Origin of the sequence: Streptomyces sp. NPDC008079 (assembly GCF_042957385.1) — a bacterium.
In the GTDB taxonomy this organism is placed as follows: domain Bacteria; phylum Actinomycetota; class Actinomycetes; order Streptomycetales; family Streptomycetaceae; genus Actinacidiphila.
In genome coordinates this window covers 1,121,832-1,134,871 of the sequence record NZ_JBIBIC010000001.1, presented here as the reverse complement: position 1 = coordinate 1,134,871, position 13,040 = coordinate 1,121,832, and the positions used below count along the sequence as shown (strand labels likewise).

General features: G+C 71.6%; 11 protein-coding genes. All 11 read left to right on the top strand.

All coding sequences use genetic code 11. The features are described 5' to 3' along the window. Positions 1-319 precede the first annotated feature (319 nt). The 11 genes from ACFZAM_RS04965 to ACFZAM_RS04915 all read left to right on the top strand — a co-directional run bounded on the left by ACFZAM_RS04965 (position 320) and on the right by ACFZAM_RS04915 (position 13,025). Positions 320-454 (top strand): hypothetical protein, encoded by a 135-nt coding sequence (locus ACFZAM_RS04965; protein WP_355336243.1) that lies wholly within the window; start codon positions 320-322, stop codon positions 452-454. Continuing rightward, positions 451-540 (top strand): K(+)-transporting ATPase subunit F, encoded by a 90-nt coding sequence (gene kdpF, locus ACFZAM_RS04960; protein WP_188283652.1) that lies wholly within the window; start codon positions 451-453, stop codon positions 538-540. Before ACFZAM_RS04965 ends, kdpF begins: the two co-directional genes overlap by 4 nt. Further along, on the top strand, positions 540-2,204 hold the full coding sequence (kdpA, locus tag ACFZAM_RS04955) for a potassium-transporting ATPase subunit KdpA (protein ID WP_355336241.1): 1,665 nt from the start codon (positions 540-542) through the stop codon (positions 2,202-2,204). The genes kdpF and kdpA overlap by 1 nt, the downstream gene beginning before the upstream one ends. Further along, entirely contained in the window at positions 2,204-4,372 is a 2,169-nt protein-coding gene (gene kdpB / locus ACFZAM_RS04950) for a potassium-transporting ATPase subunit KdpB (RefSeq protein WP_355336239.1), read from the top strand. Before kdpA ends, kdpB begins: the two co-directional genes overlap by 1 nt. A 51-nt stretch (positions 4,373-4,423) precedes the next feature. Next, complete coding sequence (gene kdpC, locus ACFZAM_RS04945; protein WP_355336237.1) at positions 4,424-5,053, top strand: potassium-transporting ATPase subunit KdpC; 630 nt, start codon at positions 4,424-4,426, stop codon at positions 5,051-5,053. A 170-nt stretch (positions 5,054-5,223) separates the two neighbouring features. Further along, on the top strand, positions 5,224-5,583 hold the full coding sequence (locus ACFZAM_RS04940) for a CATRA system-associated protein (RefSeq protein ID WP_391042765.1): 360 nt from the start codon (positions 5,224-5,226) through the stop codon (positions 5,581-5,583). Next, positions 5,583-7,190 (top strand): CATRA conflict system CASPASE/TPR repeat-associated protein, encoded by a 1,608-nt coding sequence (locus tag ACFZAM_RS04935; protein WP_391042762.1) that lies wholly within the window; start codon positions 5,583-5,585, stop codon positions 7,188-7,190. Before ACFZAM_RS04940 ends, ACFZAM_RS04935 begins: the two co-directional genes overlap by 1 nt. 8 nt (positions 7,191-7,198) lie before the next feature. Continuing rightward, positions 7,199-9,928: a CHAT domain-containing protein gene (locus ACFZAM_RS04930; RefSeq protein ID WP_391042760.1), complete on the top strand. Its 2,730-nt coding sequence runs from the start codon at positions 7,199-7,201 to the stop codon at positions 9,926-9,928. Between the two features lie 66 nt (positions 9,929-9,994). After that, positions 9,995-10,867 carry an NUDIX domain-containing protein gene (locus tag ACFZAM_RS04925; RefSeq protein WP_391042758.1) on the top strand — a complete coding sequence of 291 codons (873 nt, stop codon included), beginning with the start codon at positions 9,995-9,997 and terminating at the stop codon, positions 10,865-10,867. Between the two features lie 208 nt (positions 10,868-11,075). Then, entirely contained in the window at positions 11,076-11,978 is a 903-nt protein-coding gene (locus tag ACFZAM_RS04920; protein ID WP_391042756.1) for a GH25 family lysozyme, read from the top strand. A gap of 144 nt (positions 11,979-12,122) precedes the next feature. Then, a complete protein-coding gene (locus ACFZAM_RS04915; protein ID WP_355336225.1) occupies positions 12,123-13,025 on the top strand; it encodes a YhjD/YihY/BrkB family envelope integrity protein in 903 nt (300 codons plus the stop codon). The last annotated feature ends 15 nt before the right edge of the window (positions 13,026-13,040 follow it).

The following is a 13,040-nucleotide window of genomic DNA, read 5'->3' as shown; positions in this document are numbered from 1 at the left end:
CTGACGTGGCCCTGACGCCCCCGCCCGCGGTCTTGACGCGACCCTGACGCCGGGCCGCCGGGCCGCCAGGCCGCCGCGACCCCGACGCCAGCCCGCCGCGCCTCCGCGCCCCTGACGCCGGGCCCCGGACGCCAGCCCGCCGCCGCTCACCCGGCTGCCGTAATCGTTCGCGCGCCGCCCCGCTGACCTGCGGCGCGGCCGTACGCCCCGGCAGAGCCCGGCAGGACACGGCCTGCGCCGTCAAGACGGTGTCAACGTGGCCGTCCGCCGCGCCAGGGAAGCGTTAACAGCGCCGGACGGGCCCCGGTCAGGCCGTCTCATGAGCGATGTCCTTCCGTTCACCTCTCCACACGATCCGGGGTTCTCGCCCATGTCCGATGTTGTCTTCGTCCTCGTGACGGTCGCGGTGTTCGCCGTGCTCGCCCTGGTGGTCAAGGGGGTCGAGAAGCTGTGAGCGCCGAGAACGTCGTCGGCCTCGTCGTGGCTGCCTGCCTGCTCGTCTACCTCGTGCTGGCCCTGATCTTCCCGGAGAAGTTCTAGTGAACGACACTCTCGCGGGCTGGCTCCAGATCACCGTCCTGATCGCGGCACTGGCGCTGTCCTACCGCCCGCTGGGCGACTACATCGCCCGCATCCTCACCACCGCCAAGCACCTGCGCGTCGAGCGCGGCATCTACCGGCTCGGCGGCGTCGACGGCGACGCGGACCAGAAGTGGTCGGCGTATCTGCGGGGCGTGCTGGCGTTCTCCGTGGTGTCCGTGCTCTTCCTCTACGCCTTCCAGCGGCTTCAGAACCACCTGTTGCTGTCGCTGGGCTTCGCGCCGGTCAAGGCCGACCAGGCGTTCAACACGGCCGCCTCGTTCGTGACGAACACCAACTGGCAGTCGTACTCGGGCGAGGTGACGATGGGTCACCTCGTCCAGATGACGGGTCTGGCGGTGCAGAACTTCGTGTCGGCCGCCGTCGGCATCGCCGTGGTCGCCGCCCTCATCCGCGGCTTCACGCGCCGCAGGACGGACCGGGTCGGCAACTTCTGGGTGGACCTGACGCGGATCGTCGTACGGCTGCTGGTGCCGATGGCGTTCGTCTTCGCGATCGTGCTGGTCGCGGCGGGCGCGGTGCAGAATCTGCACGGCGTCCACGAGATCACCACACTGATCGGCGACAAGCAGTCGATCACCGGCGGTCCCGTGGCCTCGCAGGAGGTCATCAAGGAACTGGGCACCAACGGCGGCGGGTTCTACAACGCCAACTCCGCCCACCCCTTCGAGAACCCCAACGGGATCTCCAACATTCTGGAGATCTACCTGCTGTTGGTGATCTCCTTCTCGCTGCCGCGCACCTTCGGCAAGATGGTCGGCGACCACCGCCAGGGGTACGCGATCCTCGCCGTGATGGGCCTGATCTGGGCCGCGTCGGTGGCGCTCATCACCGTCAACGAGCTGCACAGCGTGAGCAGTTCGGCCGGTCACGCGGCGGGCGGGATGATGGAGGGCAAGGAACAGCGGTTCGGGATCTGGGCGTCGACGCTCTTCGCGGCCTCGACCACGCTGACCTCGACCGGCGCCGTCAACTCCTTCCACGACTCGTTCTCGCCGGGCGGCGGCGGCATGACGATCTTCAACATGATGCTCGGCGAGATCGCGCCCGGCGGTACCGGCTCCGGTCTCTACGGCATCCTGATCCTCGCGGTCATCGCGGTGTTCGTGGCCGGGCTGATGGTCGGCCGCACGCCGGAGTACCTGGGCAAGAAGCTCGGCGCGCGCGAGATGAAATTCGCGTCGCTGTACATCCTGGCCACGCCCGCGGTCGTCCTGATCGGCACCGGTACGGCGATGGCGCTGCCCGGCGAGCGCGCCGCGATGCTCAACTCCGGTCCGCACGGCTTCTCCGAGGTGCTGTACGCCTTCACCTCGGCCGCCAACAACAACGGCTCGGCGTTCGCGGGCCTCAGCGTCAACACCGAGTGGTACAACACCGCGCTCGGTCTGGCGATGCTCTTCGGCCGCTTCCTGCCGATGATCTTCGTGCTGGCGCTGGCCGGTTCGCTCGCCGGACAGCAGCCGGTGCCCGTCACCGCGGGCACGCTGCCCACCCATCGGCCGCAGTTCGTCGGCCTGCTCACGGCCGTGATCATCGTGGTCGTCGGCCTCACCTACTTCCCCGCACTCTCGCTGGGCCCGCTCGCGGAAGGTCTGCACTGATGTCCGTCACCACTGACAGGCCGCCGTCCCCCTCGGGGGGCCACGGCGCCGCGGCGGCGCAGCCGTCGCACCGGATCTCCGGCGGGCTGCTCGATCCCAAGCAGTTGCTGATCTCGCTGCCCGACGCGTGCCGCAAGCTCGACCCGCGTGTCATGGCCAGGAACCCGGTCATGTTCGTGGTCGAGGCGGGCGCGGTGCTGACCACGCTCTCCGCGATCAAGGACCCGAGCATCTTCGCCTGGGTGATCACCGCGTGGCTCTGGCTGACCGCCGTCTTCGCCAATCTGGCGGAGGCCGTCGCCGAGGGCCGCGGCAAGGCGCAGGCGGAGACGCTGCGGCGTACGAAGACCGAGACGGTGGCGCGTCGGCTGGCCAACTGGAGTCACGGGCAGGGCACTTCCGCCGCGGGGTCCGCGGGGGCGGTCGCCGAGGAGCCCGTGCCCGCCGCCGAACTCCGGCTCGGCGACCACGTGGTGGTCGAGGCCGGGCAGATCATCCCCGGCGACGGTGACGTCGTCGAAGGCATCGCGTCGGTGGACGAGTCCGCGATCACCGGTGAATCGGCTCCCGTCATCCGGGAGTCGGGCGGTGACCGGTCGGCGGTGACGGGCGGCACCCGCGTGCTGTCCGACCGTATCGTCGTCAAGATCACCTCCAAGCCGGGCGAGACGTTCATCGACCGGATGATCGCCCTGGTCGAGGGCGCGTCACGGCAGAAGACGCCGAACGAGATCGCGCTGAACATCCTGCTGGCCTCACTGACCGTCGTGTTCCTGCTGGCCGTCGTCACGCTCCAGCCGATGGCGATCTACGCGGGCGCCGAGCAGTCCATCGTGATCCTCGTCGCGCTGGTCGTGGCGCTCATCCCGACCACCATCGGGGCGCTGCTGTCCGCGATCGGCATCGCGGGCATGGACCGGCTGGTGCAGCGCAATGTGCTGGCCATGTCGGGCAGGGCCGTCGAGGCGGCGGGCGACGTCAACACCCTGCTGCTCGACAAGACCGGCACCATCACCCTCGGCAACCGGCAGGCCGCCGAGTTCCTGCCGTTGGGCGGCGCCGACATCGGCCGGCTGGCCGACGCGGCGCAGCTCTCGTCGCTGTCGGACGAGACGCCCGAGGGACGGTCCGTCGTGGTGCTCGCCAAGGAGCGGTACGCGCTGCGCGCGCGGGCCGAAGGGGAGCTGCCGCACGCGGAGTTCGTGCCGTTCACGGCGCAGACCCGGATGAGCGGCGTCGACCTGGTCGAGGACGGCGGCCAGCGGTCGCTGCGCAAGGGCGCGGCCTCCGCCGTCATCCGGTGGATCCGCGACGCGGGCGGACAGCCGAGCCCCGAGGTCGGCGAGATCGTGGACGGCATCTCGGCGAGCGGCGGCACACCGCTGGTCGTCGGCGAGATCGTGCGCCGCGACGGCGGGACGACCGCGACCGTGCTCGGCGTGATCCACCTCAAGGACGTCGTCAAGGCCGGGATGCGCGAACGCTTCGCGGAGCTGCGGACGATGGGCATCCGCACGGTGATGATCACCGGCGACAACCCGATGACGGCCAAGGCCATCGCGGAGGAGGCGGGCGTGGACGACTTCCTCGCCGAGGCCACCCCCGAGGACAAGATGGCGCTCATCAAGCGGGAGCAGGCGGGCGGCAAGCTCGTCGCGATGACCGGCGACGGTACGAACGACGCGCCCGCGCTCGCGCAGGCCGACGTCGGCGTGGCCATGAACACCGGCACCTCGGCCGCCAAGGAGGCCGGGAACATGGTGGACCTGGACTCCAACCCGACCAAGCTGATCGAGATCGTCGAGATCGGCAAGCAACTGCTCATCACCCGTGGCGCGTTGACGACCTTCTCGATCGCCAACGACGTGGCGAAGTACTTCGCGATCATCCCCGCGATGTTCACCGTCGCCTATCCGGGCCTGGACAAGCTCAACGTCATGGGCCTGCACAGCCCGCAGTCGGCCATCGCCTCCGCGATCATCTTCAACGCGCTGATCATCGTCGCGCTGATCCCGCTCGCGCTGCGCGGTGTCCGCTACCGGCCGTCGTCCGCCGCCGCCCTGCTCAACCGCAACATCTGGGTCTACGGACTCGGCGGCCTCGCCCTGCCGTTCATCGGCATCAAACTCATCGACCTGATCATCCAGTTCATCCCCGGACTGCGCTGACCGCCGCCTCCGGGCGAGCGACACCTCTTCACGAAAGGAAGGTGCGACACGATGTTCACGTTCCACTCCAGCGCGGTCCGCAGGCACCTCTCGGCGCTCCGCGTCCTGCTGCTGATGACCGTGATCGCGGGGATCGTCTACCCGCTGGCCGTCACGGGCGTCGCCCAAGTCGCCTTCAGCGACAGGGCGAACGGCTCCGAGGTCACGCAGAACGGCCAGGTCGTCGGGTCCCGGCAGATCGGGCAGAGCTTCGACCTGCCGAAGAAGAACCCCGACGACGCCGACGAGGCGGCCCGTCCGGACCCCAAGTGGTTCCAGCCGCGCCCGTCGGCCGGCGGCTACGACCCGCTGGCCTCGGGCGCGTCCAACCTCGGCCCCAACGACCCGGGCCTGGTCAAGACGATCGAGCAGCGCCGCAAGGACGTCGCCGCCTTCGACGGTGTCGACCCGGCCTCGGTCCCGGTCGACGCGGTGACCGCCTCCGGCTCCGGCCTGGACCCGGACATCTCGCCCGCGTACGCGTACGAGCAGGTGAACCGGGTCGCCAAGGCCCGCGGGCTCTCCGCGGACGCGGTACGCGAACTGGTGGCCGACCATGTGTCGGGGCGCGAGCTGGGCTTTCTCGGCCAGAAGCACGTCAATGTCCTCGACCTCAATCGCGCGTTGGCGTCGCGGCACTGAACCCGTGGCGATCGGCGTACAGAGATCCGTATCGAGATCCGTACCGAGATCCGCGGAGAGATCCTTCCGGGTATTTCCCGGGTGCGCCGTCAGCCCTCCGGTATACGCTTCCGCCGAAACGGATGCGCGTGCCGGGGGGCTTTCGCATTCTCGGGGCAGGGGGGAGGGCCATGACGGACCGGCTCAGTGTGCGGAGCGTTCTCGGGCGGGTCGAGGCCATTGAGGACTGGCTGCTGACCTCGGAGGAATGGGGTGCGGTGGGGGCCGCGCTGGACGCGTTGAGTATGGCGCTGGCGGACGGGAGCGAGGAGGGCGTGCGCGACGCGCTCGGCGCGCTCCAGAGGCTGGAGGAGTCGCGGCGCGCGCTGGCGCGTCCCGGCCCGGTGAAGTCCTTCATCCCGCAGCGGCAGCGCGAGCAGCGCAACATCCTGGTGCGGCGGCTCACGTTGGACCTGAGCAGCGAGGACCGGGGCCCGGCGGCCGGGCCTTCGACGGGCGGCGGCCCCTCGTCGACCGGCCCCGCCGCCTGATGCGCGGCATCGTCAAACCGGCCCTGCTCGTCGCCTGCTTCGCCCCCACCGCCTCCGCCGACGACGAATCCGCACACGCCTATCTCAACGATCTCTGGCAGGCGTGCCGAGCGCTCGGCATGACATCGCCGATTACCGGACTTCCGTTTCACGCGGCCCGCTTACCGGCCATTCCCGGCCATACGAAGGAGCTGGAAATCCTCGCGGCGGCCGAACGCGGCGGCGCGACCTCCGTTCACTCCGCCTTCGTCTTCGCGGAACACGACACCGTTGGCCTGATCGCGCTGCTCGCCCCGAATGACACCCATTCCGGCCTCGAACAGTGGAATGACCTGCTGACCGAATGGAACACGGCGGTCGCGAGCACCGGACGGCCGGGCGCCGGGCCCCCGCCGGACGGAATCCTCGGCGAATTCCGCGTCTTCGAGGCATTGCGCCGGCGCACTGTCGGCGTGAACGACCAGACGGTGTGCGAGGAGATACGCCGGTACGGCCCGCCGGTGCCGGGACCGGGTTCCGTCAGCGGTACGGGGTCGGTCAGCGGTACGGGTTCGGGCAGCACGGCCTCGGGCTCGGGCCGCGACGGCGCCTGGTGGCGCGGCTTCGACCGTACCGACCACGGCTTCGACGTGTGGCGGCCCGACGAGGACCCGGCGCACGACGCCGTCTCCCACCTCTACGTGCTCGCCCCGGCCGCACTGGAGGCCGAGTTGGACGCCTGGGCGTGGGCCGTGGACGGCGAGAGCGGACTGCGGCCGCTGACCCGCTATCTGCTGCACGCCTCGAAACTGCGGTACGAGGCACGGCAGTACGCGGCCGACGAGCCGGTGCACGTACGGGTGGAAGTGAGTGAGCGTCATACGCGCGAGCTGCTACGGGAGTTGGAGCCCGCGGCTTCCGGGCAGCCGATCGCGCTCGGCCGGGTGCTGCGCGCGGCGGCGCTGCTGGACGGGACGCAGCTCGGCGCGCAGGGCATGACGTGGACGATCACCGGGCTGCGGCAGTTGAGCCGTACGGTCGCCATCGCCGCCGCCAACATGCGCATCCACGCGCCCGTCGTCCACCGCCGGGGCCCGGGCGCGTCCTGGCCCGAGGCCGACCTCGCGGCGGCCGAGGCGCTGATCGCGCAGGCCGAGAGCGACCAGGTGTATCTGGAGACGACGCGCGAACGCGCCGAGGCGGCACGGGCGTTGGCGACCACCATCGTGGACCGCGCCTTCGACGACCGGCGCGGGAAGCTGACGCTCATCCAGGGCTCGGTGCTGGGCGCGGCGGCCACCGCGCTCGCCGCCGTCCAGTCGTTCTCGTACCACGTACCGCTCTCCCGCTTCCTCCAGTCCCCCACCATCGCCGTGCTCACCGCGCTCGCCCTGGCGCTGCCGCTGACCGTGCTGCGCTGGGCGGGGGTCAGGGCGACCACCTCCTACGCGTGGCTGGTCAGTTGGGCGGCCGGGCTGGTCGGCGCGTCCCTGTGCTGGCTGGTGACCGTCCTGGTCCGCCGCCACCTCGATCTCGGACCGCTCCCCGTCGCCGTGACACTGCCCTGCGCCGTGGTGTCGGGGCTGATCGCGTACGGCGCATCCCGCTGGCTCACCCGACGGCACTGAGGTTTCCCATGACATCCGCGTCACCCTCCCCAGAAGGCGCCTTAGGCCCGGCGTCCCGCCCCGCCCCCGCCCCCGGCGGCCGATCCGCCTCCTCCGCCATCCGCGCCTTCGTCGAGACGCTGGACGTCGAGGACCTGATCACCCGCTTCGACGTCGACTTCGACATCCCCATGCGCCAGTCCGACGCCGTCGGCATGCTGCGGCTCGCGGACGCGCACAGCCCGGCCCCCGGCGGCGGCACGCGGACGACCGCGCGGCGCGTCGGCGCGTACTGGTGCGAGATCGTCCGGGCGGACATGGCGTACGAGCCGCTGACCGGCCTCCAGCTCATCGACGCGTCCAGGGCCGACGCGGAGGGGCTCCTGGCGCGCCTGGCGCAGGCGCCCGACGAGTTCGCCTCCTACGCGGTGGCCCGCTGGTACGACGGCGTCGGCCGTATCCGGTACCGGCTGGGCGACTTCACCCCGGCCAGGATCGCCTTCGGTACGGCCGTGCGCACGGCCGTGACGGCCGGGCTGTGGTGGGTGCTGCCCGACCTGCGGAGCAATCAGGCGCGCGCCGCCTTCGAGGAGCGCAGCCAGACCGCGCGCGACCGTCCGGGAGGCACCGACGCCCACGGTCTCGTACCGGAGCTGGAGGCGCTGTGCGCCGATGTCCGCGCCGGTCTGGCGGAGTTCGGGATCGCACTGCCCACCTCGCCCGACGCGCCGCCCCGGCACCGGGAGTTCCTGCGCGGCTACGCGAACGCCCTGCACAATCTGGCGACGGCGGTACGGCAGGACGGCGACGCGGGCCGGGCGCTGGAGGTCATCGGCGAATCGCTGGTCGTCAGTCGGGCCCTCGGCGACTCCTACCGGGTCGCCCAGTCGGCGAATCTGAGCGCGCAGTGCGACCCCGCGAACGCCGTCGCGTACTACGAGGACCTGCTCGACCAGCCCTGGGCGCGCGGTGCCCGGATCGCCCGGCAGAATCTCGCGATCAGGAGGGGCGGCCCCGAGGGGCTAGCCGAACTGGCCGCGCTGCTGGACGAGTTGGAGCAGGACGACAGCGGTATCGGCCGGCAGACCGGGATGGACGTCGACTTCTACGCGTACACGGTGCGCGGCTACGCGCGGGTGGCGGGGCAGCTCCCCGAGGACCGCCGTCCCGCCGACGTCCTGGACCGCCGTCTGACGATGGCCAGGACCGTACGCGGCGCGGTCGCGCTGCCGGTCTACAAGCGGGCCTACGCGCGGCACATGCGGCCCGCGTACCTCCAGGCCATCGCGGCGCGGGTCGAGACGGGCGACGGGTCGCGGGAGAATCTGGAGCAGATCCTGTCGCTGGTCGAGGAGTCCTCGGGGCGTGAACTGCTCGACCTGCTCGGCTCCTCACGGCCGCCGCTGCTCGCGCCGCCGACGGACCGTCAGGCGGGGGCCGAGGTAGCCGAGTCCGGGGCGGAGCCGCCGCCGGGCACGGGGCGGCGCGCCGCTCCCGGCACCTTGGCGGACGAGGAGGCGGAGCGGCTGCGGACGCTGATCGTGCGGCGCGAGCAGGAGTACGAGGAGTGGTTCCTCCAGCACCCGCTCACCTCGGTCACGCACGACGAGGACATCGCCCACCAGCTCGTGCAGTACACCCTCAACCACCAAGGATCCTGTGTGGTGCGGTACTTCAGCTACGTGGCGCCGGACGGGGTGCGCCGCGACGGCGGCGCGGGTGCCGCCGTCGCGGACCGGCTCGGGGTCATGGTGTGCCGCGACGGCCTGCTGACGCTGCTGCCCGCCGTCCCGTACGACGACGTGACCGCGCTGGCGCGGGAGGTGACCGCCGACCTGGAGGCGGGCGCGCCCGGTGCCGAGACCTGCCACCGGATCTGGGACCTGCTGATCGCGCCGGTCTGGGAACACGCCACGCGCGGCGGCCCGTTGACGCATCTCACGATCGTCCCGACCGACGACCTCTTCGCGATGCCGCTGCATGTCGCGACCGAGCGCGGCGACGCCCGGCCGCTGGCGGCGCGCGTACCGCTGTCGCACTCGGTGAGCGTCGCGGCCTTCGTGACCCGTGGACGGCACCTGCTCAAGCGGCAGTTGGCGGAGCGGGACGACGACCTGGCGGCGCTGCTGGTGACCGACGCGCACGCGACGGGCCGCGAGGTCGTCGGCACCGGCTGGCCGCCGGACCACATCGTGCTGGCCGGTGACGTCTTCGGCGGCTTCCCCGACCCCACGACGGCCCCCGGCGCCGCGCAGCGGCACCCGGCCGACTGGTCGGGGGTGGCGGCGCTCGTGGAGTGCAAGCCCGAGTTCTTCGTCTACGCCGGGCACGGCACGTACGTGGACACCGCCGAGGGCGCGGGGCCGCTGCTCAACCTCGGCCAGGAGGACGTCCTCACGCAGTTCGACCTCGCCCTGCACCTGAGCCTGCCGCGCAACAAGCTGACCGTGCTCGGCGCGTGCCTCGCGGGCCAGGGCATGCGCTCGGACGGCGGTGACGTCCTGGGCTTCATGCGGTCGCTGATGGTCAGCGGGGCGGGCGCGATCGGCGTCCCGCTGTGGAAGGTCCTCGACACCACGATGGTCGCCACCGTGCGCGCCCTGCTGCGCGAGAGCCGCCGCGTGCTGGGCCCCGGTCCGGCCGGCACCGGCGTCTTCGACGTGGTCGAGGCCCTGCACCGGCACTACCGGCAGGACATCGAGACGTACGACGGGCTCGCCGCGCGCGTCGAACGCCTGCCGCTGGCGCTGTACTTGTGAATCTATGATCGGGCCAGGCGACGGCCGGCAGGCCGCCGATCACCGACGACGGGGCAGGAGACGGGGATGGGCATCGCCGAGGACGAGACGTCGGAGAGCGGTTCCAGCGGCGCGGAGGGGTCCGCCTCCGCCGCCGACAGGGCCGACGCCGCTCGGGAGGCCGACCGGGGCCCTGAGGCCGACCGGGTCCGTGAGGCCGACCGGGTCCGTGAGCGGCGCCGCGCCCGGCTGGCGGCGTACGACGAACTGCGTTCCCTGCGGCCCGAGTTGTTCGAGAATCCGCCCGGTGCGGCCGTCGAGATCCTGCTCGACAGCGCGGACCAGGACGAAGTGATGCGGCAGACGGCCGAGTCGGCGGTCGCCTGCGGCCTGTCGGAGGACGTCGGGGACATCGGCGTGGTCTACCGGGACCCGTATCTGCGGCTGGTGCGCGACGCGGTCCGGTTCAGGAGCGGGCGGCTCGGTACGTACATCCGCGCGGTGGGCGACACCGCGATCGGCGGGGCCGCCGCGCTGCCGGTGCTCAGCGACGGGCGGATCGTCCTGCTGCGCCACTTCCGGCACGCCACCCGCGCCTGGCACTGGGAGATCCCGCGCGGCTTCGGCGACGCGGGCGAGGGCGGCGAGGCGACCGCGCGGCGCGAGGCCCGCGAGGAGCTGGGCTGCGAGGTCCGCGAGGTCGTGCACCTCGGCGCCTTCGTCTCCGACTCCGGACTCAGCTCGATCGCCGACCAGTTGTACCTCGCGCGCGTCGACGCGGACGACTTCAGCGAGGAGCCGGACGAGGGCGCGCTGGAGGAGGGCATCGCCCGGAGGCTGGCGCTGACCCCCGAGGCGTTCCACACCATGCTGGTGGACGGCGCGATCTCGGACGGTTACACGCTGTCGGCGTACGGACTCGCCACGGCGCGCGGGCTGTTGGAGCGACCGGGCGGCTGACGCGTACGTACCCGTGACGCATGAGGCAGGGCGTGACCTGAGGCATCCGGTGTGACAGGCGGTGAGCGATGTCACCGGCGGAGTGCGCCCGGCGCGAGCCCTTGCGCGTACGCCCTCTGATGGAGCGGCATTTCCCGTTCCGCTTGCGCGGACACCGCGAGTGACGGTGGACTGTACGCCTGCCCCGCCACGACCACCCGGAGGGCTCATGCCGACGTCTCGCGGTCTCGACGTCTCGTCGTACCAGGGCAATCAGGACTGGAAGTCCCTGGCCAGGAGCGGCATCACCTTCGCCTTCGCCAAAGCGAGCGAGGGCGAGCACACCAAGGACAGCGCTTTCGCCACGCACATCGCGGGCATCATCGGCGCCGGACTCGTGCCGGGCGCCTACCACTTCGGCTGGCCGAACCAGAACGCGGCCACGGAAGCCGCCAATTACGTCGGCGCCGTGAAGTCCCATGCCAGAAAAGGCTTCCTGCACGTCCTGGACCTGGAGCGCCGTTCGGACGGCGCCAACTACTCGGGCCGGACCGCCGCCCAGATCCGCGCCTACGCGCAGACCTGGATCACCGCCGTACAGAAGGCGTTCCCCGGACAGCGCGTCGGCGTCTACACCTCCGCCGACGACATCGCGGCCAAGCACCTGCCCGCCAATTCGGCCTTCCTCTGGTACCCGGCGTATCCGGCCGGGGCCATGTCGTACGCCGACGCGGAGAAGCGCGCGCAGCCGTCGCCGTCCGGACTGCGCCCGCTGTTCTGGCAGTTCACCAGCACTCCCACCGACCGCAATCTCGCCTATCTCTCCCCCGCCGCCCTGCGCGCGTGGGCGAGCGGCACCCCGGAGGACGACATGCCCGATCCCAAGGACCTGTGGGCCTACAAGGGCCAGATCAACGGCAAGGCCGACCCGCACGACGCGTACAGCTATCTGCGCGGCACCAACGCCGACGTGAAGACGCTGATCACGCGCGTGACCGCGCTGACCGCCACCGTCAACACCCTCGCGCAGGCGCTGGCCACCGCGAATCCGGCGCTGGACACGGACACCCTGGTGTCGAAGGTGCACCAGGCCATCGACGACGCGGTGGCGGCGGACGCGGCCCCGGAGTAGCCCCCGGCGGCCCCGCCCCTCGGCCCGCCGCTGCCACTTGTCCCGATTCGGTGTCCCGTAACGGCGCTTTGTGGGGCCCGAGTTGCGCGCGGGGTCCTCCGCCAGGTATCCACAAGCGGTGATGCTGCGGGGGAAGGTGACACCATGGCCATGGCTGGACTGACGGCTGCCTGGAAGCGGTCCGCGCCGGGACGGCTGTGGAAGCAGGCCACCCACATAGAGTTGATGCACCGTTCGATGGGCTTCGCCGCGCTCGGCTTCGTCACGCTGATGCCGCTGCTGGTCGTGGTCGCCGCCGCGACGCCGTGGGAGAACCGGCCCGGCTTCGCGCAGTGGGTCGTCGACGGCATGGGCCTGAACGCGGACGGTTCGCACAGCGTCCGCAGCCTGTTCGCGGCGCCGCGCAACATCCTGAGCGCCACCAGCGCGTGGAGCCTGGCCTCGCTCGCCTACTTCGGCCTCACCTTCGTGGCGAGCGTCGAGACCGGCTACCGCAAGATCTGGGACCTGCCGTCCGGGCCCTGGCACCGCGACGTGCGGCGCGCGGTGTGGCTCGCGGTGCTCACCGCCTATCTGTTCTGCGAGTCGCAGAGCGCCGCGCTCATGGGCAGCGGGCTGCTGCGCGGCGGCGTACGCATCGTCCTCACCTTCGTCCTCGGTGTCGTCTTCTTCGCCTGGGGCCAGCGCTTCCTGCTCGGCGGCGGCGTGGACGTCCGCACCGCCCTGCCCGGCGCCGTGTTCACCATGCTCGGCCTCGCGGGCCTCCGGCTCTTCTCGCACCTCTTCTTCGCCCCGATGATCGTCTCCAACGCCGTCACGTACGGCCCCGTCGGGACCGTGCTCACCGTCGTCACCTGGCTGGTCGGCGTCGGCTTCGTCGTCTTCGGCGGCGCGCTGCTCGGGCGCCATGTGCGGGACGGGCGGATGCTGCGGCAGGGCGGCGAGATTCCCCGGCCGCAGCGGCCGGAAGGGTGGTACGAGGAGCCGAAGGAGACGGCGCCCGGTGTGCTGTGGCGGTCGGACGGGTCGGGCGGGACGATCGACTGACGGCGGGGTCGGGGG

What these genes read in the sequence shown, in the direction of transcription:
- ACFZAM_RS04965 (WP_355336243.1), top strand. Translation starts at nt 320, where the DNA reads ATGAGCGATGTCCTTCCGTTCACCTCTCCACACGATCCGGGGTTCTCG.
- kdpB (WP_355336239.1), top strand. Translation starts at nt 2,204, where the DNA reads ATGTCCGTCACCACTGACAGGCCGCCGTCCCCCTCGGGGGGCCACGGC.
- kdpC (WP_355336237.1), top strand. Translation starts at nt 4,424, where the DNA reads ATGTTCACGTTCCACTCCAGCGCGGTCCGCAGGCACCTCTCGGCGCTC.
- ACFZAM_RS04940 (WP_391042765.1), top strand. Translation starts at nt 5,224, where the DNA reads ATGACGGACCGGCTCAGTGTGCGGAGCGTTCTCGGGCGGGTCGAGGCC.
- ACFZAM_RS04935 (WP_391042762.1), top strand. Translation starts at nt 5,583, where the DNA reads ATGCGCGGCATCGTCAAACCGGCCCTGCTCGTCGCCTGCTTCGCCCCC.
- ACFZAM_RS04930 (WP_391042760.1), top strand. Translation starts at nt 7,199, where the DNA reads ATGACATCCGCGTCACCCTCCCCAGAAGGCGCCTTAGGCCCGGCGTCC.
- ACFZAM_RS04925 (WP_391042758.1), top strand. Translation starts at nt 9,995, where the DNA reads ATGGGCATCGCCGAGGACGAGACGTCGGAGAGCGGTTCCAGCGGCGCG.
- ACFZAM_RS04920 (WP_391042756.1), top strand. Translation starts at nt 11,076, where the DNA reads ATGCCGACGTCTCGCGGTCTCGACGTCTCGTCGTACCAGGGCAATCAG.
- ACFZAM_RS04915 (WP_355336225.1), top strand. Translation starts at nt 12,123, where the DNA reads ATGGCCATGGCTGGACTGACGGCTGCCTGGAAGCGGTCCGCGCCGGGA.